We start from the raw sequence: 26,579 nt of genomic DNA on the forward strand, positions 1-26,579 counted from the left end.
CCGGCTTCATGGGGCGAGGAGGCATGGAAAACAGGCTGAACGGCCCCACCGCCGCGGAATTCGCCTTCGCACAAGTTCTTGAATCATATAAACTTGTGCTTGGGTGAGGACGATCAGGAGGGGTTTTGGCAATCGCTGCCGGTAACACGACGCGTCTGTGGACGCTTGTCGCGAGGGAGTTCTGGCGCAAGACGCGCCGGCGCTTGCGCGCCGGGCCACTCTATCGCTGGCGCTACTCAGGCCGCACGCCGGAGCGCGTCCTGATCGCCCCACCGGACCTGCGGCTCGCCGATCCTCAGATCGCGCTCGAGATCTATTACGGCCGCTATCCGCTTTCGGGGCATCTGGTCGAGACCGGCGGCAAATCGCCCTTCCAGATCGACGTGCCCAATCCCGGCTGGCAAAAAACGCTGCATGGCTTTCGCTGGCTGCGCCATATGCGTGCCGCCGGTACCGAACTCGCCGCCGCCAACGCGCGGGCGTTGGTTTCCGACTGGATTGCAATCCATGGCAGCCATATTTCCGGCGTCGCCTGGGAGCCCGGCACGACGGCCAAGCGTGTCATTGCCTGGCTGCAGCATTCCTCGATCGTGTTGCAGGGCGCCGAATTTCCGTTCTACCGCGCGTTCTTGAAATCGCTCGCCGTCCAGATCCGCTATCTGCGCGCCATGGTGCGCGAGATGCCGGACGGCAAGGACAGGCTGCGCGCCCGCATTGCGCTGGCCTTTGCCGCTTTGTCGCTGCCGGCGCCGGCCTCGGCGCTACGCGGTGCTACCCGCAATCTCGCCGAGGAGCTCGACCGCCAGATCCTGCCTGACGGCGGCCATATCTCGCGTAATCCGATGACCGTGCTTGAAATCCTCGCCGACCTTCTGCCGTTGCGCCAGACATACGCCAATCAGGCCGAGACGCCGCCGGCCGCCCTGATCGGCGCCATCGACCGGATGCTGCCGGCACTGCGCTTCTTTCGCCATCAGGACGGCAGCCTTGCCCGCTTCAACGGCATGGGCGCCACCATTCACGACCGTATCGCCAGCATCCTGCATCACGACGACACCGCCGGCGCACCGTTGCTGCACGCGCCGCATTCGGGTTATGAGCGCCTGTCGATGGGCGGTGTCACTGTGATCGCCGATACCGGCCCGCCGCCCCCCGTCGACGTATCCAATGCCGCTCACGCCGGATGCCTCGCCTTCGAATTGTCGTCGGGCCGCCAGCACTATATCGTCAACGCCGGAATAGATACTTATGGCGCCGCCGAGTTCCGGCCGCTTGCCCGCGCCACCGCCGCCCACTCGACCGCCACCATCAACGACACGTCGTCGGCGCGCTTCAATCACTCCTTGCGCGTCAACGACCTGCTCGGCACGCCTTTGATCGGCGGACCGCAGCATGTACCTTGCAAGCGCACCGACCAGAAGGGCAGCCAGGGCTTCATCGCCCGCCATGACGGCTATGTGGCGCGCTTCGGCTTCCTGCATGAGCGCGAGCTGAAATTATCGACCGAAGGCAATGTGTTTGCCGGCAGGGACCGTTTCCTGCGCCCGGGCGGCGCTTCTATCCGCAACAATGGACGTCACTTCGTCACGGTGCGTTTCCATGTCCATCCCGATATAAGCCTGCTCCAGGATGAGCATGACCGTCTGGTGCTGGCCGCCGACCATGCCGACACCTGGGTGTTTACCTCTACCGAAGTGGTGCCAGAGGTCGAGGAATCGATCTATTTCGCAGGGCTTGGCGGCCCGCGCCGCAGCCGCCAGATCGTGCTTGCGTTCAAGGCCTCGGAAATTGCCGAGGTCCACTGGCAATTGACGCGCACCATCATCGCCGGCCGTCCGGAAAAAGCTGAAGCCGGTGGCAACGGCAGACACTGATCAAGTCTTGCGGCTTGATTTCCGGGCCTCATATGCTACGGCCCGCGGACGCTCTCCAACCAGAACTGGAAAGGCCGCCAGCCCATGGCCGTCGCCGCCAAGAACATTCCCGCGCCCGACCTTGTACCCATCCGTCGCGCGCTCCTTTCCGTCTTTGATAAGACCGGCCTGATCGATTTCGCCAGGGCGCTGGCTTCGGCCGGCGTCGAGCTAGTCTCGACCGGCGGCACCGCAAGGGCCCTTGCCGAGGCGGGCATGGCGGTGCGCGACGTGTCCGAGCTCACCGGCTTTCCCGAGATCATGGACGGCCGCGTCAAGACGCTGCACCCGTCGGTGCATGGCGCACTGCTTGGCGTGCGCGACGATCCCGAGCACGCCGCAGCGATGCGCGACCACGGCATCGAGCCGATCGATCTCGTCGTCTCCAATCTCTATCCGTTCGAAGAGGTGCGTCGCTCCGGCGCCGACTACGCGGCGATCGTCGAGAACATCGACATCGGCGGCCCGGCGATGATCCGTGCCTCGGCCAAGAACCACGCCTATGTCGGCATCGTCACCGATCCCGATGACTATGCCTCGGTGCTCAACGCGCTGGAGATGAATTTCGGGTCGTTGTCGCTGGATTTCCGCAAGAAGCTGGCAGCCAAGGCCTTTGCCCGCACCGCCACCTACGATGCGGCGATCTCGGGATGGTTCGCCGAGGCGCTTGAGATCGAGCATCCGACATGGCGCGCCTTCGGCGGCAAGCTGCAGTCGGTGATGCGCTATGGCGAAAACCCGCATCAGGGCGCCGGCTTCTATGTCAACGGCGACAGGCGGCCGGGCGTCGCCACGGCGCGCCAGCTTCAGGGCAAGCAGCTTTCCTACAACAACATCAACGACACCGACGCTGCCTTCGAGCTGGTCGGCGAGTTCGACCCGTCGCGCTCCGCAGCAATTGCCATCATCAAGCACGCCAACCCGTGCGGCGTCGCTGAGGACGCTTCGCTGCAGGCGGCCTATGCCAAGGCGCTGGCCTGCGACCCGGTCTCGGCCTTCGGCGGCATCGTCGCCATGAACCGCATCCTCGATGCCGGAACCGCCGAAGAGATCGTCAAGACCTTTACCGAAGTGATCATCGCACCGGAGGCGTCCGAAGAAGCAGTCCGCATCATTGCCGCCAAGAAGAACCTACGCCTGCTGGTCACCGGCGGCCTGCCCGACCCGCGCGCGGCGGGCCTTGGCTTGAAATCGGTTGCCGGCGGTTTGCTGGTCCAGAGCCGCGACAACGCGGTGGTGGATGACCTCGAGCTGAAAGTGGTGACCAGGCGCGCTCCGACGCCGGCCGAATTGGCCGATCTGAAATTCGCTTTTCGCGTGGCAAAGCACGTCAAGTCGAACGCCATCGTCTATGCCAGGGATGGCGCTACAGTCGGCATCGGCGCCGGCCAGATGAGCCGGGTCGATTCCTCGCGCATCGCGGCGCGCAAGGCGCTCGACGCGGCCGAGGCTGCCGGCCTGACGGAGCCTTTGACCAGGGGCTCGGTCGTCGCCTCGGATGCCTTTTTCCCGTTCGCGGACGGGCTTTTGTCGGCAATCGAAGCCGGCGCCACCGCCGTCATCCAGCCCGGCGGCTCGATGCGCGACGACGATGTCATCGCCGCCGCCGACGCTCACGGCATTGCCATGGTCTTCACCGGAGTGAGGCATTTCCGGCATTGAACGCGTTACCCTCCCGCTGTGGGAGAAGGCAAGAGCAGCTCACTCCGCCGGCCGATCTGCCGGATAGGGCGTGCCGATCAGGATCGCCATGCCGGCGCCAAGGAACAGCACGATCGCCGCCATGCCGAGCCGCGCCGAGCCGCTGGCCAGGGTGATCGTGGCCACCATGAAGGGTGCGGCAAAACTGGTTGCCCGGCCGGCCAGCGCATAGATGCCGAAATAGCGGCCCGATTCGGCAGCGGAGACGCTGCGCGCCATGTAGGAGCGCGACGATGCCTGCACCGGGCCGAAAGCAAGCCCGATCAGCAGGCCGTAGAAAATGTAGGCTTTTTCCGCCGCCGTGCCGAACAATCCGCCACCATCCAGTCCGGGCATCACCCAGGCGCCGAACAGCGTATAGCCCGGTCCGGTCGAAACGATGCCGATCGTGGCAATGCTCAGCATGACCAGCGAAATCATCACTATGGTCTTGGAACCCAGCGCTGTGTCGAGGCGTGCGGCAACCAGGCAGCCGACGATGGCAACGACGTTGAGGATGATGCCGAACAGGCCGATCTCGGTAATCGACCAATGGAACATTGCCGCCGCAAACGTTCCGCCCAGCGCCAGCAGTGCATTGACGCCGTCCTGATAGATCATACGGGCGACGAGAAAGCGAAAAATGCCGCTGCGCTTGCGCACTTCGGCCAGCGTCGACTTCAGTTCCGACAGGCCTTCGCGCACCGCCGGCCCGATTGGAATGCCTTTGATCGCATCAGGCGTGAAGAAGAACATCGGCAGGATGAACAGGAAATACCAGCCCGCCGACAACGGCCCGGTAGCGCGCGCGTCCTCGCCGAGCCTGGGGTCGAGGCCGAAGATCGGGTCGAGCCCAACGACGGTCTTGCCGGTTTCAGGCGAGCCGGCCATGACGGTAACGACGAAGATCAGTGCGATCATGCCGCCGAGATAGCCGAGTCCCCAGGCCATGTTCGAGATCCTGCCGATGTCGCTCTTCGGCACCAGGCGGGGCATCATCGAATCATTGAACACAGTCGAGAATTCCGCCGCGACCGACGCCAGCGAGAACAACGCCACGACCAGAAAAAGATTAGAGCCGGGCGCGGCGAACCACAGCAGGGTGAGGCAGGTGATTTTAACCGCGGCGAAGAAGGCTATCCACGGTTTGCGTGGTCCGGTCTGATCGGCGATCGAGCCGAGGACCGGCGACAAAACGGCAATGACGAGGCCGGCGGCGGCAATGCCGTAGCCCCAGGCCGCTTGCCCGGTCTCCGGATTGCTGGCCATGCGCGAGACGAAATAAGGACCGAAGATGAAGGTGGTAACGACCGTGAAAAACGGCTGTGCCGCCCAGTCGAACAGCATCCATCCCCAGATGCCGCGTCCCGATGCCCGCTGCACTGCCATCTCAGCCATGTCCCCTCCGCTGGAGCTTGCTCCATGCCGATCGAATCGGAATGACGCTCCGTCTTGTTGTTGAGCACGATCTTGTCCAAAAGCCGATCGTCACTTTTTGGGATCATGCTCCGGCGCCCCCCAAAGCAGGGCGCCGTTCGCTCTATAGCGCAGTTCTTCCCGGCAATCCCGCGCGATATGGAAGACGTCTCACAGCTGCGTCAGATCACTCATCAGGCCGGATGCCACCGACAGCCGCGACACGGTGATGTCGCCGCCCTCGGTCAGCGCCTGCAACCGCTCGCGGATGCGTCCGACCCGTTCGCCGCCGGCCTCCAACCATGCCGACACCGGATCCGCCGCCTCGGCATGGCCGGTCAGCGCCGCCACCGCGATGCCGCGCCTGGCCGCGCCGATCGTGTCGGTGGCGCGGGAAAGCGCCAGTTGATCGTAATAATCCGAGGGCGTGATCGAGCGCGCAGCATCTTCGACGCGCGGGATGCGGAAGACATCGCTGACTGCAAAAAACGCCTTGGCGGCAGCGACGATGCCGGCATTTGCCGTCCGCGCCGTCAGCGCTATGTCGGGGATGAGTTCCGCCACATCGGTCAACGCCAGTTGCTCGGCAAGGCTCTCGGGCGCGCCACCCTTCGACAGGCTGTGCCGCCGCTCCTCGATCCGCTCGCGCGAGAAGGCCGGCAGCAGCGAAACGAGCTTCGGCTCCAGCGCCTTGCGCGCATCCTGCAACTCGGCAATCCGCTGCCCGAGCAGTGCAGTGTCGGCATCGTTCTTCAGGTGCCAGCCGCTGGTCACATAGATCAGCCGGCTGACCGCCTGATAGAGGTCGAGCTGGATCTGCCCGTCGATCTGGTTATCGAGTGCATCGATCTGGCGATAGAGCGCCGGCAGTGCAAAGCCATCGCGCACCACGGCGAAGGTGCGCACGACATCGGCGGCACTGCGCCCTGTCGCTTCCTGCAGCCTGTTGACGAAGGACGGGCCGCCGCGATTGACCAGATCATTGGCGACGACACGGGCGATGATCTCGCGGCGCAGGCGATGGCCGTGGATTTCCGCCGCATATTTCTTTGCCATGCGGTCGGGAAAGTAACCCATCAGGTCGCGGTCGAAATGCGGATCGTCCGGCACGTTGCTGGCGACGATATCGGAAAACAGCACGATCTTGGCATAGGCAAGCAGCACGCCGAGCTCGGCCCGGGTGAGCGGCTCGCCGCGCGCTTCGCGCGCGGCAAGCGCCGCCGGCGACGGCAGCGTCTCGACGGCACGGTCGAGCAGCCCGCGCGCCTCGAGCGCCGCCATGAAGCGGCTCTGATGGGCAATGTCGGCAAGGCCGCGCTTGCGAGCAAGGGACAGCGCCAGCGTCTGCTGGTAATTGTTGGACAGCACCAGGGCGCTGACCTCGTCGGTCATCTCGGCCAGCAATTTGTTGCGCGACGGCCGGGTCAACGATCCCTTGCGCATGGCGGAGGCCAGCGCGATCTTGATGTTGACCTCGACGTCTGAGCAGTTCACGCCGCCCGAATTGTCGATCGCATCTGAGTTGCAGCGGCCGCCATTCAATCCGAATTCGATGCGCGCCCGCTGCGTGACGCCGAGATTGGCGCCCTCACCGATGACCTTGGCACGCAGTTCGAGCGCAGTGATCCGGATCGCGTCATTGGCACGGTCGCCGACGTCCTGGTTGGTCTCGCCCGATGCCCTGACATAGGTGCCGATGCCGCCGAACCACAAAAGGTCCGCCGGCGCCTTGAGGATGGCACTCATGATCTCGACCGGCGTGGCCGTTGTCTTGCCGAGGCCGATAGCTGCAGCCGCGGCGGCCGGCAAGGTGATCGACTTCTGGCTGCGCGAGACGATGATGCCGCCTTCGGACAGCTTCGTCTTGTCGTAATCCTGCCAGCTTGAGCGGGCGAGAGCGAACATCCGCCGCCGCTCGGCCATCGAAGCGGCCATGTCGGGATCGGGATCGATGAAGATGTCGCGATGATCGAAGGCGGCGATCAGCCGGGTCTGCTCCGACAGCAGCATGCCGTTGCCGAACACGTCGCCCGACATGTCGCCAACGCCGACGACGGTGAACGGCGTGGTTTGGATGTCGCGGTTCATCTCGCGGAAATGCCGCTTGACCGCTTCCCAGGCGCCCTTGGCGGTGATGCCCATCTTCTTGTGGTCGTAGCCGGCCGAACCGCCGCTGGCGAAAGCGTCGTCGAGCCAGAAGCCGTGCCTTTCGCTGATGGCGTTGGCGATGTCCGAGAAGGTCGCCGTGCCCTTGTCCGCGGCGACGACGAAATACGGATCATCCTGATCGCGCCGCACGACGCCGGCTGGCGGGATGACGCCGTCCAGCCCGATATTGTCGGTGATCGACAACAGGCTGGAAACGTAATTCTTGTAGGCGGCCGTGCCGGCCTCGAAAATTGCGTCGCGCCCGGCGCTCATCGGCAGCTTTTTCGGGTAGAAGCCGCCCTTGGCGCCAACCGGCACGATCACCGCATTCTTGACCTGCTGTGCCTTGACCAGGCCGAGCACCTCGGTGCGATAGTCCTGCGCACGGTCCGACCAGCGCAGGCCGCCGCGCGCGACTGGGCCGAAGCGCAGATGCACACCCTCGACCTCGGAGCCGTAGACGAAGATCTCCCGCCATGGCCGCGGCGCCGGCAGCCCGTCGACCGATTGCGAATCGAGCTTGATCGCCAGCGATTGGCCTTTCCGTTTCGTATCGGCAACGAAATGATTGGTGCGCAGCGAGGCTTCGATCAGATTCAGATAACGGCGGATGATGGTGTCGTCGTCAATGTTGGGAACGTCTTCCAGCGCATCCGTGATCTTGGCTTTCAGATGTTTGGCCTGAACGACGCCTTCCGTCTCGGCCGTCGGGCTGAGGCGGGCGACAAACAGCGCATGCAGGCCGCGGGCGATCTCGGGATAACGGTTGAGTGCGGCGGCGATGAAATCCTGGCTCTGCGGGATGCCGGCCTGCTGCAGATAGCGGCCATAGGCGCGCAGGACGGTGATCTCGCCCGACCACAGGCCGGCGGTCTGGGCAAGGCCGTTATAGCCGTCATTGTCGACATCGCCGCGCCAGACGGAAAGGAACGCATCCTCGAACAGCGCGCCGCCATTGCCGAGGTCGATCGGCCTGCCGTAGCTGTTCTCGAGTTCCATGTCGTGGATGAAGACCATGCCGGATTGAATGTCGCCGACCTCGAAAGTGCGCTCGCTGATGACGCGGAAACCGATGTTTTCCAGCACGGGCACGCGCCGCGACAGCGCCACCGGGCTGCCATGGTGATAGATCTTCAGCGCCGCCTGATGCGGCTTCTGGACGGTGTGACGGTAATAGTCGATGGCGATCGGATTTGACGCATCGAGCTTGGCGATGCGCCCGGCGTCGGCCAGCGCCACGGCCGGCGGAAAACTGTCGCGATAACTTTCCGAAAAACGCGAGGCGATGGCCGTGAGTCTCGCATCGGCGCCGGTCTCTGTCGCGGTCTCGCGCAGTGCATCGTCCCAGGTCCGTACGATGTCGCGGATCGCCGCCTCGATCGTCGCCTGCTCGACCTTCGGCGTCCTGCCGCCGGAGCGGCCGATGATGAAATGGACGCGCGCCAGCCCGCCTTCCGGGAAGGCCGGATAATAGGCCGACAGCCGGCCTTCGAAGACGGTCTTCAGATAGGTGCCGATCTTCTCGCGCACGACGCTGTCGTAGCGGTCGCGCGGCACGAAGACGAGCACGGAGACGAAGCGGTCGAACTGGTCGACACGCACCAATGCCCTGACGCGCGGTCGCTCGATCAAGCCCAGTATGGCTTCGGCATGCTTGCGCAGGATCGGCACCGAAACCTGGAACAGCTCGTCGCGCGGATAGCTCTCCAGCACGTTGATCAAAGCTTTGCCGGAATGGTCGCTTGGATTGAAGCCGGATTTGGCAATGACGGTTTCCGCCTTCGAGCGCAGGTAGGGGATTTTCATCACCGAGCGCGTATAGGCAGTCGAGGTGAACAGGCCGACGATACGGAGCTCGCCTGAAAGCACGCCTTTGCCGGTGTAGGTCTTGACGCCAATGTAGTCGAGGTAGATGCGGCGGTGCACCGATGACTTGGCGTTGGCCTTGGTGACGATCAGCGGTTCCGGCCCATGCAGGAAGGCACGGATTTCCGGGGTCGTGCTCACCGCTTCGGTGCCGCGCCTGAGCACCAGCACGTCGGGATCGGAAAGGATGCCGAGGCCGGGCTTTTCGGCGCGCTCGAGCATGCCGCTCGTCTCGCCGCCAGTGTAGTTGAATTCGCGCATGCCGAGAAAGGTGAAATTGTCGTCGCGCAGCCATTCGAGGAAGGCGATCGCCTCGGTGACATGGGCCTTGTCGAGCGGCACTGGCGAGTAGCGGAATTCCGAGATCGCCTGGTCGAGGCGGGCAAGCATCGGCTTCCAGTCGGTGACGGCGGCTCGCACCTGGCCGAGCAGCTTCGTCAGGCGTGCGGCCAGGCCTTCGGCCTGCTCGGCCGAAAGGCGGCCGATATGGACATGGATGACGCTCAGTCGGTCATGGCTGTGGTCGCCCTTGGCATAACCGCCATCGCCGAGGATTTCCTCGACGCCGTTCTTGCCGTGCCTGACGACTATGACCGGATGGGTAACCAGCAGCGGCTCGCCGGCGCTTTCTGTAATCTCGCCGAGGACGGAATCGAACAGGAACGGCATGTTGTCGTTGACGACGGTGATCACCGTCATCGGCCGGCCCTGGCGGACGACACCGGAATCAACGTCTATGGCAACGACGCAGTCGTCCTTCTTGTGCCTGGCCACTGCGCGGCCGGCGAGTTCGGCAGCGCGTTCGAGATCGATGACGTCGTAGGCGGCGACATCTTCGGCCGGAGCTCGGGCCAGCAAGTAGTCGGCAAGCCTGCCGGGCTTTTCGCCACCCGCGGCTTCACCCCTCGTCACGCCGGCCTTTTTCAACCGGCTCGCTGACTTTACGCTGGCCATGAGTCCCTCCCGTCACATGTTTTTGCGGCTATGCTAACAGATGACGGGTATTTGGCGACAAAGGTTTGACGGCTTGCGACGAAATGTCGGAATTCACCGGCAGCCTGGCGAAAACGAGGAGAAATCCGCCATGACGGAGAAAATTACCGCGCTTGACCTGGCACCGGCGGAGCTGAGCGACGCGACCAAGGCCTATTTCGCCAAGTGCCGGGAGAAGCTCGGCCTCGTTCCCAATGTGCTGCTCGCCTATGCCTTCGACGAGAAGAAGCTGCGCGCTTTCACCGACATGTACAATGATTTGATGCTGGGTGAATCCGGCCTGTCGAAACTCGAGCGCGAGATGATCGCGGTGGCCGTCTCGTCGGTCAACCATTGCTACTATTGCCTGGTCGCGCATGGCGCGGCGGTGCGCCAGCTTTCCGGCGACCCGGCCTTCGGCGAGATGATGGTGATGAATTTTCGCGCCGCCGAGCTGTCGGACAGGCAACGCGCCATGCTCGAATTCGCGGTGAAGCTGACCGAGCAGCCGGCAAAGATCGTCGAAGCGGACCGGGCGGCGCTGCGGCAAGTCGGCTTTTCCGACCGCGACATCTGGGACGTCGCCTCGACCGCGGCGTTCTTCAACATGTCGAACCGGCTGGCATCGGCAATCGACATGCGGCCGAACGATGAATACCATGCGATGGCGCGATAGGGCACCGCCGTTGCGAGCCAACCGCACATTATATTAGCTACTTCGCATTCTCGTTGCTTGTTTGCCGGTTTGGTCCGATGATCGGCATGCGGCATGACCGCATGCCGGTTCGATGCCGCCGATCAAAGGAGGAGAACATGGCGAAATTTCTCTACGTCTATCACGGCTCGGGCAAGATGCCGACCGAGGAGGCCGAACGGAAGGCAGCGATGGATGCCTGGAACGGCTGGTACGGCAAGCTTGGCTCAGCCGTGGTCGATGGTGGCAATCCAGTCGGCATGTCGAAGACCCTGCTGCCCGGCGGCAAGGTCGAGAACAATGGCGGTAGCAATCCGACCGCCGGTTACACCATCATCGAAGCGAAAGACATCGACGATGCCGTCGGCAAAGCCAAGGATTGTCCTATCCTGACGGACCCGGGTTTCAGCGTCGAGATTGCGCCGATAATCGAAATGGGTTGACGCGCCGGCTCAGGACCGCGCCGCGATAGCCGCCGCAGCGCCGGCCATGGTTCCGGCGCTGACGCGGTTGGCGATCTTCATCGCCCGCTTGCTTTTGAGCAGCTTGCGCGCCTGTGATGCGGCGAGCACCCAGGTCAAATCGATAGCGACCAGGACAACGGCCATGGTCGCGGTCAGCTCGACCCAGCCGATCATGCTGACCGAACCGAGGTCGATGATGGTCGGCAGCAGCGCCAGGTAGAACATCATGATCTTGGGATTGCCGAGCGTCACCGCCATGCCGGCAAAGAACAGTCTGACGGGCGAATCTTCGCGCGGCAGCGCGCCTTCCTTGGCCTCGACCGGTGCCGTCCACATCTTCCAGGCCAGCCAGCCGAGATAGGCGACGCCGACCCACTTCACGACGACAAAGGCAAAGTGGAACGTCTGCGCCACCACGGCGAGGCCAAACACCGCCAGGGACAGCCAGATCGCTTCGCCGATCCACATGGCAAGCAGGAACGGAAACACGTCGCGAAACCCTTTCGAGATGACCCGCGCCACAAGAGCGGCGATCGATGGGCCGGGCGAGCCGGCTGCAACAAGCAGGGCGCCGGCAAAAATCAGCAGCGACGTGAAATGCATGACGCGGTCTCGTTTGAAATGTTTGGGTCGTTCAACATAACCCAACTGTTCCGGCGACGGTAGCGTCTACCGAAAGAAGGCTTGTCGGCCAGGCACCTCACGGCTAGAGATGTCGTTCCGAAATCTTTTCCGAGCTTCACTTTGCCTACGTAACCGCCGGTCTCGTCAACTCCCCCAACACAGAGCAGGGCGTCGCAGTCGCGATGCCTGTTTTCACATCATGTGTTCCTCGGGTGGCGGTTCGAGACCGGTTTGGCACTGCTGAACCGCTGTCGCGCATAACCACCCGCGACACCTGATTTCCGACTGCCGCAGTCTCTCGCCACGCCGTGCCCGCAAGGGTTCTCGATATCGCCGATCTGACGAACTTCCCGACGGGAAGGGCTTTTCGGCATGCCTTCGATACTGCGTATCCGCTGGGCGATCACACCCAAGACCGCACCTCGACCTCACCTCAACTGCAATCGCTGCGGCAGCTTGAAAGCCTATCGCTGCAGCGGCAAATTCCGCGTCAATGCCAATGGCAAGCGCATTGACGCCTGGTTGATCTACCGCTGCATCGACTGCGACAATTCCTGGAATTTCGGCATTCTGGAGCGCTGCAGCCGCCGCGATATCGAACCGGCAATATTGCAGGCGCTCGAAAGCAACGATCCGGTCCTGGCGCGGCGCCATGCCTTCGATGTTGCCGCATTGCGAAGCAGGATCGGGCGCGTCGAGGAGTTTCCTGAAGCCATCGTTCATAAGCAGGTGCTCGGGGACAGGCCGGAAAATACCAGCGCTCTCGAACTTCAGCTCTGGCTCGAAATGCCGACAACGCTGCGGCTCGACCGGTTGCTGGCCAGCGAACTCGGTGTCCCGCGATCGCGGCTACAGGTTTGGGAAGAGAAACGATTGCTGGTCATTGGTCCGGACGGGGGCAAAGCCTTGCGCAAGCCGGCTCGAGCGGGAACGACGATCCGCGTCTATCTCGTCGGCGAGCCCGACCGGGAAGCCATCATCTCGGCTGCCGGCGGATGAAACAACGAGGGAAGGGAGCACACGAGTGCTCCCTTCCCTCGTTGTTGTAGACTACAAGAAAGAAACTTGCGCCGCGCCGACCACTTTCGCCGATTTCCCGAAACGCAATCCTAAGCTGTTTCCAAATCCTTGGCATTTTTCCTTCGGTGAAACGCGCCAAGGAATCGCAAGGGAAGAGTAAGCATCGATAGATTGGGATGTGCCTTGCGCATCATTTTCCATGCGTAACGGTCTGCCTGCCGTTCCTGATCAGGATCCTGTCCAGATTCGACATGCTGCAGCGCGTGGTGTCCTACCTCATGATAGAGCGTTTTCTCGATCATGAATCTCCGAACTACGTTCCCAATCCTGTGCTCGGATGGGCGTCGCCAGACAATCTCGATGACCGATACCGCCTGGAGGTAGGTACCGGCGAATTCGGGCTCGGGAGGTTCCGGGATTATGTAGATTCGCGAAATGCCAACCAGATCGGCTTCAGGTACATTTGCCAGCCAGCGGCCAACGTGCCGAGAGGCTTCAAAGCGACTGTCGAGCTTGCCATGCTCCAGAACAATGATGCCGCCGACCGAAGACCGCCGCCAGTCGTCCATTGCAAAGCGGACGATGCTGCGGAGCGCAGCTCGCATGAGGGGAGTTATCGGTCTTGCGAGCGAAGCCGACATATATCGTCGGGATGCGTCTTCGTTGATATCGTGCAGAGCAGTAGCGAGGCCCGCCACAAGCGTTGCGATTTCGTGATGGGAAACCTTGCCTAGATCGATCCTTGCAAGTTCGTGCTCGATCGCTGGCAATACTGCATTGCCAAATCCAACAAGATTCTTGTGAGCAACGAGCCTTCGCCGCATGTCATCTTGCATAAGGCTCCGGACGAAAGCCAGAACGGCATTTCCCACACCCGTTTCCCCGCCTTTACCCACAGCTAAACTACCGTGACAAAGAAGGAGAGAGCGAAAATATCATGGTATTGCGACGACTCCGCTGTAGCCTCTGAAGAGACACTGAGCGGCCGGCGCCACATTCCTTCTGGCGACAAGCCGTGTCCGCTCAGCGGGAAGGAACGCGTGTTTCGCCCCTCCATTCCGCCCAGAATAAAAGCTCTTACGCCGCGCCGACCACTTTCGCCGACTTCTCAAAACGCTTGCGCTCGTTCGGATCGAGATAGAGCTTGCGCAGGCGGATGGTCTTCGGCGTCACTTCGACCAGCTCGTCGTCCTGGATCCAGGCCAGCGCGCGTTCCAGCGTCATGCGGATCGGCGGTGTCAGCTTCACCGCCTCGTCCTTGCCGGCGGCGCGGATGTTGGTCAGCTTCTTGCCCTTGAGCACGTTGACTTCGAGGTCGTTGTCCCTGGAATGGATGCCGATGATCATGCCCTGATAGACCTTGACGCCGGGGTCGATGACCATCGGGCCGCGGTCTTCCAGGTTCCACATGGCGTACGCCACCGATTCACCCTGTTCGTTGGAGATCAGCACGCCGTTGGTACGGCCCGGCAGCTCACCCTTGTAAGGTTCATAGGCATGGAACAGCCGGTTCATCACAGCGGTGCCGCGCGTGTCGGTCAACAGTTCCGACTGGTAGCCGATCAATCCGCGCGTCGGTGCGTGAAAGACGATGCGCTGGCGATTGCCGCCCGAAGGGCGAAGCTCGACCATCTCGGCCTTGCGCTCCGACATCTTCTGCACGACGACGCCGGCATGCTCCTCGTCGACGTCGATGACGACTTCCTCGACCGGCTCCAGTAATTCGCCGCTGTCGCCCTTCTGCATGACAACGCGCGGCCGCGACACGGCGATCTCAAAACCTTCGCGGCGCATCGTCTCGATCAGCACGGCCAGCTGCAATTCGCCGCGGCCGGAGACGAAGAACGAATCCTTATCCGGCGATTCCTCGATCTTCAGCGCGACATTGCCTTCGGCCTCGCGCAGCAGGCGGTCGCGGATGACGCGGCTGGTCACCTTGTCGCCTTCGGTGCCGGCCAGCGGCGAATCATTGACCAGGAACGACATCGTCACGGTCGGCGGATCGATCGGCTGCGCATGCAGCGGTTCCGTCACCGACGGGTCGCAGAAGGTGTCGGCGACGGTGCCCTTCGACAGGCCGGCAATAGCGACGATGTCGCCCGCCTGCGCCTCGTCGATGGGCTGGCGCTCGAGCCCGCGGAAAGCGAGGATCTTCGAAATGCGGCCGGTTTCGACCTGGGTGCCGTCATGGTGCAGCACCTTGACAGCCTGGTTGGATTTCAGCGTGCCGGATTCGATACGGCCGGTGATGATGCGGCCGAGGAACGGATTGGCTTCCAGGATGGTGCCGATCATGCGGAACGGGCCGGGATGAACGGTCGGCGCCGGCACGTGCTTGATGACGAGGTCGAACAGCGGCGCCAGAGCCTGGTCCTTCGGACCTTCGGGGTTTTCCGAGACCCAGCCGTCGCGGCCTGAACCATAAAGGATAGGGAAGTCGAGCTGCTCGTCGGTGGCGTCAAGTGCTGCAAAAAGATCGAACACCTCGTTGACCACTTCGACGTGACGGGCATCGGGCCGGTCGATCTTGTTGATGACGACGATCGGCTTCAGTCCAACCTTGAGCGCCTTGCCGACGACGAATTTGGTCTGCGGCATCGGCCCCTCGGCGGCGTCGACCAGCACGATGGCCGAATCCACCATCGACAGAATGCGCTCGACCTCGCCGCCGAAGTCGGCGTGGCCGGGCGTGTCGACGATGTTGATGCGGGTGTCCTTCCAGTCGACCGAGGTCGCCTTGGCCAGGATGGTGATGCCGCGTTCCTTTTCGAGGTCGTTCGAATCCATGGCGCGCTCGGCGACGCGCTGGTTGTCGCGGAACGAGCCGGACTGTTTCAGAAGCTGGTCGACAAGGGTGGTTTTTCCATGGTCGACGTGCGCGATGATCGCGATATTGCGGATTTTCATGTTTCGGTCTCGGGAGCGTTGCAGGCAGCAGGCCAAAAGGCGCTGCCTCTTTCGGTTGGGCGGCTCATACAGGGTTTTTCGCAATTGCGAAAGAGGAGGCGAGCCACCAAATAAAGTCACCAAATCTTAAATGTCTTGGTGTGAAGTGGAATTATTAACCAAGGCGGAACCTTTCATGGTCCGGACAGTTCGAATTTCATGATCGAGATAGGCATCAAACTCCGGCCGATTTTGGCATGTACCGCGCTCGCCGTCCTCCTCGCGGCCGGCGCGGCGCAGTCGGCGGCGTCGTTCAAGGAGACGCGGTCTGCTTTGCCGTCCGACAAGCCGTCGGCGGAGCAGCTTTTTGCCGATGCTCCCGATGGCGTCGATCCGGTGGTGACCGGGCCGGTCAGCGCCGCCTTCAAGCAGCGGCAGCAAAATGCCGGATGCGACAGCGCCGTCTGGCCCAACATTCCCGTCGTCTGCTATCCCGATTGATATACGCCCTACCCTCGGGCTGGCCCGAGGGTAGTGGCGCCGTCGCTCACGCCGACCGCACCGGATCGAGCGTGACCTTGTAGAGTTCGCTGTCGTCGCGATCCATCAGCCGCACCGTCAACTGCTCGGTGGCGCCATCGATTTCGACGAGCCCGAAGAACTGCAGGCCGGCCGAAGGCGCCAGGTTTTGACCCTGTTCGGCAGTTGGTGCCTTTATGAACTTCAGCTCCGGGCCGAATGTCATATCGAAACCATTAGGCCCGAACGTGCCGGAATGGATCGGACCCGAAACGAATTCCCAAAACGGATTGAAGTCCTGGAACTGCGCCTTGTCCGGATTGTAGTAATGCGCGGCTGTGTAATGCACGTCTGCGGTGAGCCAGACAGTGTTGCTGATACCCGCATTCTTTATATAGCGAAGAAGGTCGGCAATTTCCAGCTCACGCCCTTTGGCCGGGCCATTGTCGCCATTGCTGACCGCCTCGGCCCCTACCTTCTTGGTGCCGTCGTTCCAGACGACGAGGCCGAGCGGCATGTCGGCGGCGATGATTTTCCAGGTTGCGTTGGAATTCGCCAGTTCACGCTTCAGCCATTTGATCTGCTGTTCACCGAGGATGCGCGATTGCGGCGTCATCGTCTCCTGCATATCCGGACCGTTGGGGCCGCGGTAGGAACGCATGTCGAGGAAGAACACGTCGAGCAGCGGACCATAGGCGATCTTGCGGTAGACGCGGCCGGGCTCCGACGGCTCGTAACGGATCGTCGTCATTTCGTGGAAGGCGCGCGCCGCACGTGCCGTCAGCACATGGATGGATTTTTCAGTGTAGCGATCGTCGGCGCTCAGGTCCTTCGAGTCCGACCAGTTGTTCAGCACCTCGTGGTCATCCCACTGATAGAAGGTCGGACAGATGGCGCTGAGCGCCAGCACATGCCTGTCCATCATGTTGTATTTCCACTGCGCCCGGTATTCGTCCAGCGTCTCGGCAACCTTGCGCTTCTCGTCGATCAGCACTTTGTTTTTCCACTTGCCGCCGTTGGGCAGGTCGACCTCGTCCTTCATCGCACCATCGGCATAGATCGTATCGCCCGAATGCAGGAAGAAGTCGGGCGTGTGCTTGGCAATGGTGGCGTAGGTCTTCATGCCGGTCTCGTCGATGCCCCAGCCTTGGCCGGCGGTGTCGCCCGACCAAGCAAAGCGAATGTCGCGCTTCGAGGCAGGTGCCGTGCGGAAGCGGCCCACGACCGGCTCGGAAACGGCGTTGATGTCGGCAAGATCGGCCGCGACCATGCGGTAGAAGATGTCCTGGTCGGAGGCGAGATCGGTAAGCAGCCGCTTCACCGTATAATCGCTGGCCGGCGAGGTATCGAGCGGCGCCAGGCGGACGGCATTGGTGAAGCTTTCGGTCGGCGACACCTCGAACATGACGCGCGACGGCCGGTCGGTGCGTGTCCAGACCATGCCGCTGGTGGCGTCGACGTCGCCGGACTGGATGCCATGGGTGAAAGCCGGGCGCTGATTGGCGCGCGAGTAATAGGGAAGCGCCAGGCCCGAGGCGCCGACCAGGCCAACGGCGCTGGCCGACGTGACGAAAGCGCGCCGCGTCATCGAAATCTTGTTCATGGCTGTCTCCTGGATGGCATTGAACGTCGCCGCCAAGCTCCAGCTTCAATGTTTCAGGCACATTTCGAAACGATGAAGGTTTCGTAACAACCAACAGGAGCGCTAGCTCTTTCCTTCTCCCCTTGTGGGAGAAGGTGGATTGGCGCGCAGCGCCAAGACGGTTGAGGGGTGCTGGACGGAGTGCCGGCGGTTCCAAGCTGGAACACCCCTCATCCGGCCGAGCTTCGCTCGGCCACCTTCTCCCACAAGGGGAGAAGGGAAAGCCGCACCGTTGGCGCACCCCTAAGCCGCTTGCGGTTCCGGGTCGAACGCCTGGCGGCTGGTGTTGATCAGCAGCGAAATGCAGGCGGCGGCAATCGCGGTCATGCCTGCTATCATGAAGGCAAGCTCGTAATTGCCTTGCAGCTCGCGCATGGTGCCGCCGAAGAAGGCCGCTGTCGCGGCGCCAACCTGATGGCCTGCGACGATCCAGCCGAAGACGATCGGCCCGCTGCGGTCGCCGAACGCCTCGTTGGAAAGCCTGAGCGTCGGCGGCACCGTGGCGATCCAGTCCAGTCCGTAAAACACGGCGAAGATGATCAGGCTGGTCGCCGAGAAGCCGGAATAGGGCAAATAGATCAGCGACAGGCCGCGAATACCGTAATAGACGCCGAGCAGCTTGCGCGGGTCGAAACGGTCGGTGAGCCAGCCCGACAGCGTCGTGCCGATAAGATCGAAGATGCCCATCATCGAGAGCAGGCCTGCAGCCTGCACTTCGCCAATGCCCATATCGCCGCAAAAGGCGATCAGGTGAGTGCCGACCAACCCGTTGGTGGTGAAGCCGCAGACGAAGAAAGTGGCGAACAGATACCAGAACACGCGCGTGCCGGCGGCGCGGCGCAGCGTGCTCAGCGTGTGCGAAAGGAAATTGCCTTGCGAGGCTGGCGGCACCGGCGGCACGTCGTCGGCATCGGCGCCATAGCGGACCATGCCGATCGACGCCGGGCGCTCCGGCACCAGCATATAGACCAGCGGCACCAGGCAGGCGGTGGCCACGGCAATGGCGATGGCGACCGGCTTCCAGCCGCCCGACTGGGCGAGCGAGGCGAGCAGCGGCAGGAAGACCAGCAGCCCGGTGGCACTGGACGCCGACATCAGTCCCATCACCAAGCCGCGATTGGTCTTGAACCAGCGGTTGACGATGGTCGCGCCGAGCACGGTGGCGACGGCGCCCGAGCTGACGCCGGAAAACACGCCCCAGGTGAGGAGCAGATGCCACGGTTTGGTCATCAACAGGCTGAGCGCGGTCGATCCCGACATCAACAGCAGCGCGGCAAGCAAGGTGCGGCGCAGCCCGATCCGCTCCATCAGCGCCGCGGCAAACGGCCCGGTCAGGCCATAGAGGAAGATGCCGGTGGCCGCCGCCAGCGACACCACGTCGCGCCGCCAGCCGAAACTGTTCTCCAGCGGCAGCATCATGACTGCCGGCGCCGAACGCAGGCCCGCTGCGATCAGCAGGCAAAGGAAGATGACGGCGACCACTACGAAAGCGTAGCGCTGGCCAAACGGGCGGGATTGAGCTATCATGTTACTGACCGGTACGTTGCGGGAGCGCGAAACATACGTACCGACCGGTAACATTGTCAACCAGCTAACCGGCAGACCAGGCATGAAAAGCATTGAACCAACGATCAAGGCGAATGACGCACCCCCGCCTCGCGCCGCCGAACGGATTCTCCAGGTGGCGCGAGACCTGTTCTACCGGCAAGGCATCAGGGCGATCGGCGTCGACGAGATCGTGCGGCGTGCCGGCGTCACCAAGCCCAGCCTCTACCGCAGCTTTCCGTCCAAGGATGAGCTGGCCGCATCCTATCTTCGGCACTATGACCTCGAATTCTGGGAGCGCTTCGACGAGGCGGTGAATGCCCATCCCGGCGATCCGCGCGCGCAGATCGTCGCCTTCCTGACGCGTGTCGGCAAGCGTACGCAAAAGCCCGACTATCGCGGCTGCGGCATGACCAATGCCGCGGTCGAATATCCCGAACATGGCCATCCGGCCCGTGTGGTGAGCGAGGCCAACAAGCAGGAATTGCGCCGGCGCTTGCGTGCCATGGCGGCAGAGATGGGCGCCGGCGACGCCGACACGCTGGGCGACGGGCTGCTGCTCCTGATCGAGGGCGCCTATATCAGCGGCCAGCTGTTCGGTGTCGGCGGGCCGGCGCAGTCGGTGGCCCGCAACGCCGATCTTCTGATAGAGGCAAGTTTGAAGAAATAGTGTTCCGTTTTACCAGACCACTGTGCGCAGCCTGACTTCCTCTAGGCTGCTGCTAAATTTGACGGTACGCTGCGCCCCCCGAACTGAGTTGTTCCGCCATGCGCGCTCTCTTGATCCCGCTTGCCCTCGCCGGTTTCTGCCAGGCGGCCCGGGCCGGCGACATATCCAGCGTCTATACCGATCTCGATTGGGAGAAGGACTGCGTCACCTATGCCCAAGCGGAAGAAGGCGACGGGGACTGGGCCGATCTCGCCTGTTCGGGCTACCGCGGTTACCCGGTGCTGGTTTCCTACGACGATGCGCGGGAATCGCTGTTCTACGGCTTTCCACCTGGCGATATGACCACGGTCTGGGAAAGCTTTTCCGGCCTCAATTCGGCTGGACCCAAAGTCGAGTGGCGGATCGAAACCAACGGCAAAACTGCCATTCCCTTCGCCGTCATTCATCGTCGCTCGATCAGCGATACCGAGGGCGAGAACAAGTCGACGGAAGTGCTGATCGTCGCCAAGGTTGCCCAGCCTGACGCCCACGAAGGCTGCACGATCGGCCTTGTGCTCGCCACCGGCAATCCCGCCGCCAACGATCAGGCGCGCAAGCTTGCCGACGAGAAGGCACGCACCTTCGCCTGCGGCAAGGACAAGCGTGAGGTGCTTGGCGACGCGCCCGCTTTCGGCCGCGTCGACAACTGATTATTTGTGATTATTTGCGCCCGACAATTACTTGCGCCTGGCCCGCTCGATTGCCTCGACGATCATCTTCTTGGCATAGGCCGCATCGTACCAGCCTTCGATCTTGACCCATTTGCCGGGTTCGAGATCCTTGTAGTGCTCGAAAAAGTGCTGCACTTGCTGACGGGTGATGTCGGGCAATTGCGTGTATTCGTGGACGTCCTCGTAACGCAAGGTCAGCTTGGGTGAAGGCACCGCGATCACCTTCTCGTCCTGGCCGGCATTGTCCTCCATCACCAGCACGCCGATCGGCCGCACATTGATGACGCAGCCTGGCACCAGCGCGCGCGTGTTGCAGACTAGCACGTCGATCGGGTCGCCGTCGCCCGACAGCGTATGCGGTACGAAACCGTAATTGCCGGGATAACGCATCGACGTGTGCAGAAAGCGGTCGACGAACAGGGTGCCGGCTTCCTTGTCCATCTCGTACTTGATCGGCTCGCCGCCGATCGGCACCTCGATTATGACGTTGACGTCCTCGGGCGGGTTCTTTCCGCTGGCAATCGCTTCGATACGCATCGCTTTATCCCTCTCTCGATTGGAGATCGATAGCGGGCGACGGCGAATGGTGCAATGCGGCGAATGGTACGGGGAGATCGTCCGAACCGAAAACCGGCCGGATCATGCGCTGGCCGTCATTCCCAGACGAAAGCGACCTTCTTCAGCGCCTTCTGCTCGAATATCTCGACGCCTTCGGCAACATCGCGGCCACCGGCGCCGGCATAGAAGGCAAGTGCGTTCTGATTGTCTTCCAGCGCCCAGACCACCATGCCTTTCAGGCCATGGTCGGCCAGCCGTGCCCGCGCGGCCGAGAACAGCCGGCTGCCGAGCCCGATGCCTTGATATTCCGGCCGCAGGTAAAGTTCGTAGATCTCGCCCTGCTGCCTGAGTTCGCGGGCACGGTTCTTGCCGATCGTCGCATAGCCGGCAATTTTGCCGCCGATTTCGACGACCAGGACGGTGGCAGCGCGGCGAATGGCATTCGCCCACCAGTCGGCGCCGCGGCGGTTGATCATCGATGTCAGCGTGCGGTGTGGGATGATGCCCGAATAGGCGCCGCGCCAGGCCTCGAGATGCACGTCGGCGATGGCGGCTGCATCGCGCGGTTCGGCTTTCCTGATGTCGATGCTCAGCGTATTCATGATTAGTTAACCATAAACCCGCCGCGCCCGATTGCAAGAGTCCGGTCAACCGCCACGATGCTTTCACACAGCCGGACGGTGCGTCCTTGAGACGCTGCGAAACCGCTTTTGGCGAGATCAAATCTCGACCAGATGGTCGTCCAGTTCGTTGCTGTCGCCAGTCGAGACCGGAAAATGTTCGGCCAGTACCGCACCGACTGCTTGGATCGCCTTGACGAACCCCTCGGCAAGCCGATCGTCGCCGGCATGCGCCGTAAGGTCGCGGACGACACCGTCCCAGACATGCTGGCCGACACGAGAATCGATCCCGCTGTCGGCGACCACCTCGGCGTAGCGCTCGGCAATCGAGACGAACACCAGCACGCCAGTGCGCGCCGTGGTGCGGTGGACGTTGCGGGCGAGGAACTGCTTCATCGCATTGGCGTGGGCGGCCTGGTAGCGCAGCCGCCTCGGCACCAAATGGATGCGCAATGCCGGCAATGCCCACAACAGGATGAGCACACTGGCAACCGCCAGAAGCTCGGCGATGACGAAATGCGGCAAGCGGATCGACAGCCACCAGGCTTCCAGCCCATAACCGACGGCGAGGCTGACGACGAGCATGCCGAGCATCGCCATGAAAGCGGCCGGAAAGAAATAGCCGTCGCTGGCATGCGCCACGACGCAGTAGATCTCGCCGTCGGTCTTTGATTCGGCAGCGCGGATCGCATCGGCGATGCGCTCATGATCCTCGGGGCTGATCGGTCGTGTTGCCATGATTGATGTCTCACCAGCTTCCTGAAGAACCGCCGCCGCCGGACGAACCGCCGCCGCCTGAAAACCCGCCGCCCGAACTTCCAGACGACCAACCGCTGCCGGAACTTCCAGACGACCAGCCACTGCCAGACGAGGTCCCAGACGTCCAGCCACCGCCACCGGAGGATGACGAAGCTGGCCCACGGCCGTAGCGGAACGTCATGCCCAGCCACTTGTAAACGCCCGGCGACAGCTTCGTGCCGAAGATCGGCGGCAGGAACGCCATTGCCAAGCCGCCGAAGAACATCGTCGCCCACAGGACAATGAACAGCATGAAGATGGGATCGACAGGATTGTCATTCGCCGGATTGCGCTTGCCGCGCGCCTCCAGTTCTTCGGGATTGCCTTCCAGCACCATGATCATGTCGTCGACGGCCTTGCTGATGCCGCCGGAGAAATCGCCGGCACGGAAGGCCGGCACCATGTCGTTTTCGATGATCAGCTTGGTGTGCAGGTCGGTCAGCGTGCCTTCCAGCCCATAGCCGACCTCGATGCGCATCTTGCGGTCGTTCGGCGCCACCAGAAGCAGGACGCCGTTGTTCTCCTTCGCCTGGCCGAGTCTCCAGGCGCGGAACAGCCGGTTGGCGTAAGGCTCGATCTCCTCGCCGTCGAGGCTGGGGATGGTCGCGACGACGATCTGGTCGGACCCTTTGGTCTCGAACTCGGCAAGCTTCTGCGTCAGCGCCGCCTCGGTCGCGGCATCGATGATGCCGGCATTGTCGACGATCCGTCCGGTCAGTGCCGGCAGTGCGGCGGCGAAGGCCGCGAAGCCGACCAGCAGCACCGCCATGGCCAACAGCGCGGTGCCGATCATTTTGATGAAACGGCCGGATTCCACCGGGCTGATGGCGTGTCTTGTCATCTCGTCACCAACTTCCCGAGGAGCCGCCGCCGCCGGACGAACCGCCGCCGCCGGAAAACCCGCCACCGCTTGAACCCGACGACCATCCCCCGCCGGAACCTCCCGACCAGCCGCCGGACGACCGCCGGTTTGGCTCGAAGGTCATGCCCAGCCAGCGATAGCGGCCGGGACCGATCTTCTGGCCGAAGATCGGCGGCAGGATGGAGGCTGCGAGGCCGCCGAAAAAGATGATTGCCCAGATGGCTATGAAGATCGTGAAGAACAGATCGTCGCTGTTGAACGGCGGCTGCTGGTTGCGTTCGCCGCGCGCCTCCAGTTCTTCGGGATTGCCTTCCAGCACCATGATCATGTCGTCGACGGCCTTGCTGATGCCGCCGGAGAAATCGCCGGCACGGAAGGCCGGCACCATGTCGTTTTCGATGATCAGCTTGGTGTGCAGGTCGGTCAGCGTGCCTTCCAGCCCATAGCCGACTTCGATGCGCATCTTGCGGTCGTTCGGCGCCACCAGAAGCAGGACGCCGTTGTTCTCCTTCGCCTGGCCCAGTTTCCAGGCGCGGAACAGCCGGTTGGCGTAAGGCTCGATCTCCTCGCCGTCGAGGCTGGGGATGGTCGCGACGACGATCTGGTCGGACCCTTTGGTCTCGAACTCGGCAAGCTTCTGCGTCAGCGCCGCCTCGGTCGCGGCATCGATGATGCCGGCATTGTCGACGACCCGTCCGGTGAGGGTTGGCAGGTCGGCGGCGAAGGCGATGACAGGGAGGAGGAGGAGAAGGCTTTGGAAGACGAGCAGGAAGGCCAGGCAGGCGTTCTGTCGCGCCCCCCTCTGTCCTGCCGGACATCTCCCCCTCAAGGGGGGAGATCGGCTGTCACGGCTGTTTTCGCCAATCTCCAACGTTGCAGGATGGGCGGTGAGGCCAAAGCTGCCAATCTCCCCCCTTGAGGGGGAGATGCCCGGTAGGGCAGAGGGGGGCGCTACGGAGTGCAAGGCCAATAGGGACCACGCTCACCGGCTGTTCTTCACCCGCCTTGCGTGGTGTTGGTGCCGAAATCGACCTTCGGCGGCTGCATCTTATCCTCCTCGATGGTGAAATTCGCAAACGGCTGGTTGCCGCGGAACCAAAAGGTCGCCCAGATCACCGACGGGAAGGTCCTCAGCGTCAGATTGTACTCTCTCACTGCCTGGATATAGTCGCGGCGGGCGACCGTGATCCGGTTCTCGGTGCCTTCGAGTTGTGCTTGCAGCGCCAGAAAGTTCTGGTTGGCCTTGAGATCGGGATAGTTCTCCACCACCGCCAGCAGGCGCGACAGCGCGCTGGTCAGGCCGGCCTGGCTGTCCTGGAATTTCTTGAAGGCTTCCGGATTGTTCAGCGTTTCCGGCGTCACGGTCACCTGCGTCGCCTTGGCGCGCGCTTCGACCACGGCATCGAGCGTGTCCTTCTCGTGCGCGGCGTAGCCCTTGACCGTGTTGACCAGATTGGGGATGAGATCGGCGCGGCGCTGGTATTGATTCAACACCTCGCTCCATGCGGCCTTGGCGTTTTCCTCAGCCGTCGGAATGGTGTTGTAGCCGCAGCCGGCAAGCAGCGGCAGCATGACGGCCATGACCAGGAACGCAGCTAAATTACGAAAGATTGGCGGCGAAGAAAGGCGCTGGGCAAGCATGATAAGTCCCCTCGATAGCATTGGCAGGCGAAGCATTAGCACAATCCTTGCGTAAGAAAATGACTTCGGCCGAGAAGTGTTACTGGTTTCTGCCATTCGCCGTCGGGCCCTGTGACAGACGAGGCGAACGGGTTAAGCTCGGCATAAAACGGGACATCACCATGGCGAAACGCCACGACAGCGACGCGGAATCGCGCCGCATCATCGAACGGGTGGCGCGCGAGACCGACCCGGGCGGCACCTCGTTCCTCGCGCGAACCACTAAAGGTGCGCGCGACCACGTCACCGCGGCCGATGCCGACCGGTCGGATCCGATCGAATATTGGGGCACTCGCATCGGTCGGGCAGCGGGCTTGCTTATTGCCATCGGCCTGTTGATCTGGCTCGTGCTTTTCGTCACCAGGGGCAGTTAGGAAAATCAATGAGTGCCGAAAAAACCGAGGCGCCGCGCGCGGTCATCGTCGTCTCCAGCCATGTCGCCCGTGGCTCGGTCGGCAACCGTGCCGCTGTCTTTGCGCTGGAGACGCTCGGCTTTCCGGTTTGGGCGGTACCGACCGTCATCCTGCCCTGGCATCCGGGCCATGGCCGGGCCACCCGCATCGTGCCGCCGCTGGACCAGTTCAAGGCGCTGATGGCCGACCTCGAGCGCGCGCCGTGGCTGGGCGAGGTCGGCGCCGTGCTGTCCGGCTATCTCGGCGAGGCTGGCCAGGCCGAAGCCGTCGCTTCGCTGGTCGGCGCAGTGAAGGCGAAGACGCCGGACGCCCTCTATATCTGCGATCCGGTGATGGGCGATTCGGGCGGGCTCTACGTACCTGAGCCGACCTCAATCGCCATGCGCGACCGGCTGATGCCGATCGCCGATATCGCCACGCCCAACCGCTACGAGCTGGAATGGATGGCCGGAGCGCCGCTGCCAGACCTGAAATCGGCAATGGCTGCAGCCCTGCAGGCCGGCCCACCGGCCATGTTGGTCACTTCGGCGCCGGCGATGATGGCCGGCGGCACCGGCAATTTGCTGCTCACAGGCAGGGAGGCGCTGCTTGCCGAACACCGGCTCATCGACAAGCCGCCGAATGGGCTCGGCGACCTGACGGCGGCCGTCTACCTGGCGCGGATCCTGTCCGGCCAGCCGGCCGCCAAGGCGCTGCAATCGACCACGGCGGCGGTCTACGAGATCCTGGCGCGGACCGCCAAGCGCGGCGGCGACGAGTTGCAGCTCGAGACCGATGCCCAGAGCCTGTCGCACCCGATGGCGATGGTGCAGCTTCGCCATCTCCTGCATCCGGAACGGGACCGCCGGGCGTGACGCAGGCCGAAGACGCCGTGCCCCA

Annotated in this window: 23 protein-coding genes; 10 read left to right on the top strand and 13 right to left on the bottom strand. The window is 62.9% G+C overall.

Going from position 1 to position 26,579, the window contains the following annotated elements:
- Positions 1-125 precede the first annotated feature (125 nt).
- Positions 126-1,874: a heparinase II/III family protein gene (locus tag NKI52_RS02360; protein WP_352696917.1), complete on the top strand. Its 1,749-nt coding sequence runs from the start codon at positions 126-128 to the stop codon at positions 1,872-1,874.
- Between the two features lie 84 nt (positions 1,875-1,958).
- Positions 1,959-3,575, top strand: a complete 1,617-nt coding sequence (purH, locus tag NKI52_RS02365; protein ID WP_352696919.1) for a bifunctional phosphoribosylaminoimidazolecarboxamide formyltransferase/IMP cyclohydrolase — start codon at positions 1,959-1,961, stop codon at positions 3,573-3,575.
- A 39-nt stretch (positions 3,576-3,614) separates the two neighbouring features.
- On the opposite strand, the gene NKI52_RS02370 is transcribed toward purH, so the two are convergent.
- The gene (locus tag NKI52_RS02370) at positions 3,615-4,991 is read right to left on the bottom strand and encodes an MFS transporter (protein ID WP_352696920.1); all 1,377 of its coding nucleotides are present in this window, start codon (positions 4,989-4,991) and stop codon (positions 3,615-3,617) included.
- A 189-nt stretch (positions 4,992-5,180) separates the two neighbouring features.
- On the bottom strand, positions 5,181-9,977 hold the full coding sequence (locus NKI52_RS02375) for an NAD-glutamate dehydrogenase (RefSeq protein WP_352696922.1): 4,797 nt from the start codon (positions 9,975-9,977) through the stop codon (positions 5,181-5,183).
- A gap of 130 nt (positions 9,978-10,107) precedes the next feature.
- On the opposite strand from NKI52_RS02375, the gene NKI52_RS02380 reads away from it, so the two are divergent.
- Complete coding sequence (locus NKI52_RS02380) at positions 10,108-10,671, top strand: peroxidase-related enzyme (protein ID WP_352574595.1); 564 nt, start codon at positions 10,108-10,110, stop codon at positions 10,669-10,671.
- A gap of 137 nt (positions 10,672-10,808) precedes the next feature.
- Positions 10,809-11,132, top strand: a complete 324-nt coding sequence (locus NKI52_RS02385) for a YciI family protein (protein ID WP_023678126.1) — start codon at positions 10,809-10,811, stop codon at positions 11,130-11,132.
- A 9-nt stretch (positions 11,133-11,141) separates the two neighbouring features.
- Here NKI52_RS02385 and NKI52_RS02390 read toward each other — a convergent pair whose 3' ends face one another.
- Positions 11,142-11,756 carry a LysE family translocator gene (locus tag NKI52_RS02390; protein WP_352569503.1) on the bottom strand — a complete coding sequence of 205 codons (615 nt, stop codon included), beginning with the start codon at positions 11,754-11,756 and terminating at the stop codon, positions 11,142-11,144.
- A 393-nt stretch (positions 11,757-12,149) separates the two neighbouring features.
- Between NKI52_RS02390 and NKI52_RS02395 the strand changes: the two genes are divergently transcribed.
- Positions 12,150-12,776 carry a DUF1062 domain-containing protein gene (locus NKI52_RS02395; protein WP_352574594.1) on the top strand — a complete coding sequence of 209 codons (627 nt, stop codon included), beginning with the start codon at positions 12,150-12,152 and terminating at the stop codon, positions 12,774-12,776.
- A 110-nt stretch (positions 12,777-12,886) separates the two neighbouring features.
- Here the strand turns inward: NKI52_RS02395 and NKI52_RS02400 are convergent, their stop codons facing one another.
- A complete protein-coding gene (locus NKI52_RS02400; protein WP_352574593.1) occupies positions 12,887-13,633 on the bottom strand; it encodes a M48 family metalloprotease in 747 nt (248 codons plus the stop codon).
- Between the two features lie 241 nt (positions 13,634-13,874).
- Positions 13,875-15,704 (bottom strand): translational GTPase TypA, encoded by a 1,830-nt coding sequence (gene typA, locus NKI52_RS02405; protein WP_023678130.1) that lies wholly within the window; start codon positions 15,702-15,704, stop codon positions 13,875-13,877.
- A gap of 198 nt (positions 15,705-15,902) precedes the next feature.
- Here typA and NKI52_RS02410 point away from each other — a divergent pair, with 198 nt between their 5' ends.
- Positions 15,903-16,184 (top strand): hypothetical protein, encoded by a 282-nt coding sequence (locus tag NKI52_RS02410; protein ID WP_352451242.1) that lies wholly within the window; start codon positions 15,903-15,905, stop codon positions 16,182-16,184.
- Between the two features lie 46 nt (positions 16,185-16,230).
- Here the strand turns inward: NKI52_RS02410 and NKI52_RS02415 are convergent, their stop codons facing one another.
- Positions 16,231-17,805 (bottom strand): alkaline phosphatase D family protein, encoded by a 1,575-nt coding sequence (locus NKI52_RS02415; RefSeq protein ID WP_023678132.1) that lies wholly within the window; start codon positions 17,803-17,805, stop codon positions 16,231-16,233.
- A 282-nt stretch (positions 17,806-18,087) separates the two neighbouring features.
- Entirely contained in the window at positions 18,088-19,371 is a 1,284-nt protein-coding gene (locus tag NKI52_RS02420; protein ID WP_352574591.1) for an MFS transporter, read from the bottom strand.
- 82 nt (positions 19,372-19,453) lie between these two features.
- On the opposite strand from NKI52_RS02420, the gene NKI52_RS02425 reads away from it, so the two are divergent.
- Positions 19,454-20,059, top strand: coding sequence for a TetR/AcrR family transcriptional regulator (locus NKI52_RS02425; protein WP_352574589.1), 606 nt, complete (start codon positions 19,454-19,456; stop codon positions 20,057-20,059).
- A gap of 98 nt (positions 20,060-20,157) precedes the next feature.
- A complete protein-coding gene (locus NKI52_RS02430) occupies positions 20,158-20,748 on the top strand; it encodes a hypothetical protein (RefSeq protein ID WP_352569497.1) in 591 nt (196 codons plus the stop codon).
- Between the two features lie 27 nt (positions 20,749-20,775).
- Here NKI52_RS02430 and ppa read toward each other — a convergent pair whose 3' ends face one another.
- The 6 genes from ppa to NKI52_RS02460 form a co-directional block, all read right to left on the bottom strand.
- The gene (gene ppa, locus NKI52_RS02435; RefSeq protein WP_352451245.1) at positions 20,776-21,306 is read right to left on the bottom strand and encodes an inorganic diphosphatase; all 531 of its coding nucleotides are present in this window, start codon (positions 21,304-21,306) and stop codon (positions 20,776-20,778) included.
- A 116-nt stretch (positions 21,307-21,422) separates the two neighbouring features.
- Positions 21,423-21,929 (bottom strand): GNAT family N-acetyltransferase, encoded by a 507-nt coding sequence (locus tag NKI52_RS02440; protein ID WP_023678138.1) that lies wholly within the window; start codon positions 21,927-21,929, stop codon positions 21,423-21,425.
- A 117-nt stretch (positions 21,930-22,046) separates the two neighbouring features.
- The gene (locus tag NKI52_RS02445; protein ID WP_352574587.1) at positions 22,047-22,685 is read right to left on the bottom strand and encodes a TPM domain-containing protein; all 639 of its coding nucleotides are present in this window, start codon (positions 22,683-22,685) and stop codon (positions 22,047-22,049) included.
- A gap of 10 nt (positions 22,686-22,695) precedes the next feature.
- Positions 22,696-23,538, bottom strand: a complete 843-nt coding sequence (locus NKI52_RS02450; RefSeq protein WP_352644684.1) for a TPM domain-containing protein — start codon at positions 23,536-23,538, stop codon at positions 22,696-22,698.
- Positions 23,539-23,590: 52 nt separating this feature from the next.
- A complete protein-coding gene (locus NKI52_RS02455) occupies positions 23,591-24,436 on the bottom strand; it encodes a TPM domain-containing protein (protein WP_502897735.1) in 846 nt (281 codons plus the stop codon).
- A gap of 167 nt (positions 24,437-24,603) precedes the next feature.
- Positions 24,604-25,248, bottom strand: coding sequence for a LemA family protein (locus NKI52_RS02460; RefSeq protein ID WP_023678141.1), 645 nt, complete (start codon positions 25,246-25,248; stop codon positions 24,604-24,606).
- Positions 25,249-25,409: 161 nt separating this feature from the next.
- Between NKI52_RS02460 and NKI52_RS02465 the strand changes: the two genes are divergently transcribed.
- Both NKI52_RS02465 and pdxY read left to right on the top strand, forming a co-directional pair.
- On the top strand, positions 25,410-25,661 hold the full coding sequence (locus NKI52_RS02465) for a hypothetical protein (RefSeq protein WP_023678142.1): 252 nt from the start codon (positions 25,410-25,412) through the stop codon (positions 25,659-25,661).
- A gap of 8 nt (positions 25,662-25,669) precedes the next feature.
- Positions 25,670-26,554: a pyridoxal kinase PdxY gene (pdxY, locus tag NKI52_RS02470; protein ID WP_352574585.1), complete on the top strand. Its 885-nt coding sequence runs from the start codon at positions 25,670-25,672 to the stop codon at positions 26,552-26,554.
- Positions 26,555-26,579 lie beyond the last annotated feature (25 nt).

The organism is Mesorhizobium sp. M0590, assembly GCF_040320905.1.
Lineage (GTDB): Bacteria > Pseudomonadota > Alphaproteobacteria > Rhizobiales > Rhizobiaceae > Mesorhizobium.

Bases quoted from the DNA above. Each gene is read 5' to 3' on its own strand.
- NKI52_RS02465 (WP_023678142.1), top strand. From the start codon at position 25,410: ATGGCGAAACGCCACGACAGCGACGCGGAATCGCGCCGCATCATCGAA.
- NKI52_RS02430 (WP_352569497.1), top strand. From the start codon at position 20,158: ATGCGCGCTCTCTTGATCCCGCTTGCCCTCGCCGGTTTCTGCCAGGCG.
- ppa (WP_352451245.1), bottom strand. From the start codon at position 21,306: ATGCGTATCGAAGCGATTGCCAGCGGAAAGAACCCGCCCGAGGACGTC.
- NKI52_RS02450 (WP_352644684.1), bottom strand. From the start codon at position 23,538: ATGATCGGCACCGCGCTGTTGGCCATGGCGGTGCTGCTGGTCGGCTTC.
- NKI52_RS02390 (WP_352569503.1), bottom strand. From the start codon at position 11,756: ATGCATTTCACGTCGCTGCTGATTTTTGCCGGCGCCCTGCTTGTTGCA.
- NKI52_RS02400 (WP_352574593.1), bottom strand. From the start codon at position 13,633: ATGCAAGATGACATGCGGCGAAGGCTCGTTGCTCACAAGAATCTTGTT.
- pdxY (WP_352574585.1), top strand. From the start codon at position 25,670: ATGAGTGCCGAAAAAACCGAGGCGCCGCGCGCGGTCATCGTCGTCTCC.
- NKI52_RS02375 (WP_352696922.1), bottom strand. From the start codon at position 9,977: ATGGCCAGCGTAAAGTCAGCGAGCCGGTTGAAAAAGGCCGGCGTGACG.
- NKI52_RS02395 (WP_352574594.1), top strand. From the start codon at position 12,150: ATGCCTTCGATACTGCGTATCCGCTGGGCGATCACACCCAAGACCGCA.
- typA (WP_023678130.1), bottom strand. From the start codon at position 15,704: ATGAAAATCCGCAATATCGCGATCATCGCGCACGTCGACCATGGAAAA.
- NKI52_RS02420 (WP_352574591.1), bottom strand. From the start codon at position 19,371: ATGATAGCTCAATCCCGCCCGTTTGGCCAGCGCTACGCTTTCGTAGTG.
- NKI52_RS02415 (WP_023678132.1), bottom strand. From the start codon at position 17,805: ATGAACAAGATTTCGATGACGCGGCGCGCTTTCGTCACGTCGGCCAGC.
- NKI52_RS02370 (WP_352696920.1), bottom strand. From the start codon at position 4,991: ATGGCTGAGATGGCAGTGCAGCGGGCATCGGGACGCGGCATCTGGGGA.
- NKI52_RS02445 (WP_352574587.1), bottom strand. From the start codon at position 22,685: ATGGCAACACGACCGATCAGCCCCGAGGATCATGAGCGCATCGCCGAT.
- NKI52_RS02425 (WP_352574589.1), top strand. From the start codon at position 19,454: ATGAAAAGCATTGAACCAACGATCAAGGCGAATGACGCACCCCCGCCT.
- NKI52_RS02460 (WP_023678141.1), bottom strand. From the start codon at position 25,248: ATGCTTGCCCAGCGCCTTTCTTCGCCGCCAATCTTTCGTAATTTAGCT.
- purH (WP_352696919.1), top strand. From the start codon at position 1,959: ATGGCCGTCGCCGCCAAGAACATTCCCGCGCCCGACCTTGTACCCATC.
- NKI52_RS02380 (WP_352574595.1), top strand. From the start codon at position 10,108: ATGACGGAGAAAATTACCGCGCTTGACCTGGCACCGGCGGAGCTGAGC.
- NKI52_RS02385 (WP_023678126.1), top strand. From the start codon at position 10,809: ATGGCGAAATTTCTCTACGTCTATCACGGCTCGGGCAAGATGCCGACC.
- NKI52_RS02440 (WP_023678138.1), bottom strand. From the start codon at position 21,929: ATGAATACGCTGAGCATCGACATCAGGAAAGCCGAACCGCGCGATGCA.
- NKI52_RS02410 (WP_352451242.1), top strand. From the start codon at position 15,903: ATGATCGAGATAGGCATCAAACTCCGGCCGATTTTGGCATGTACCGCG.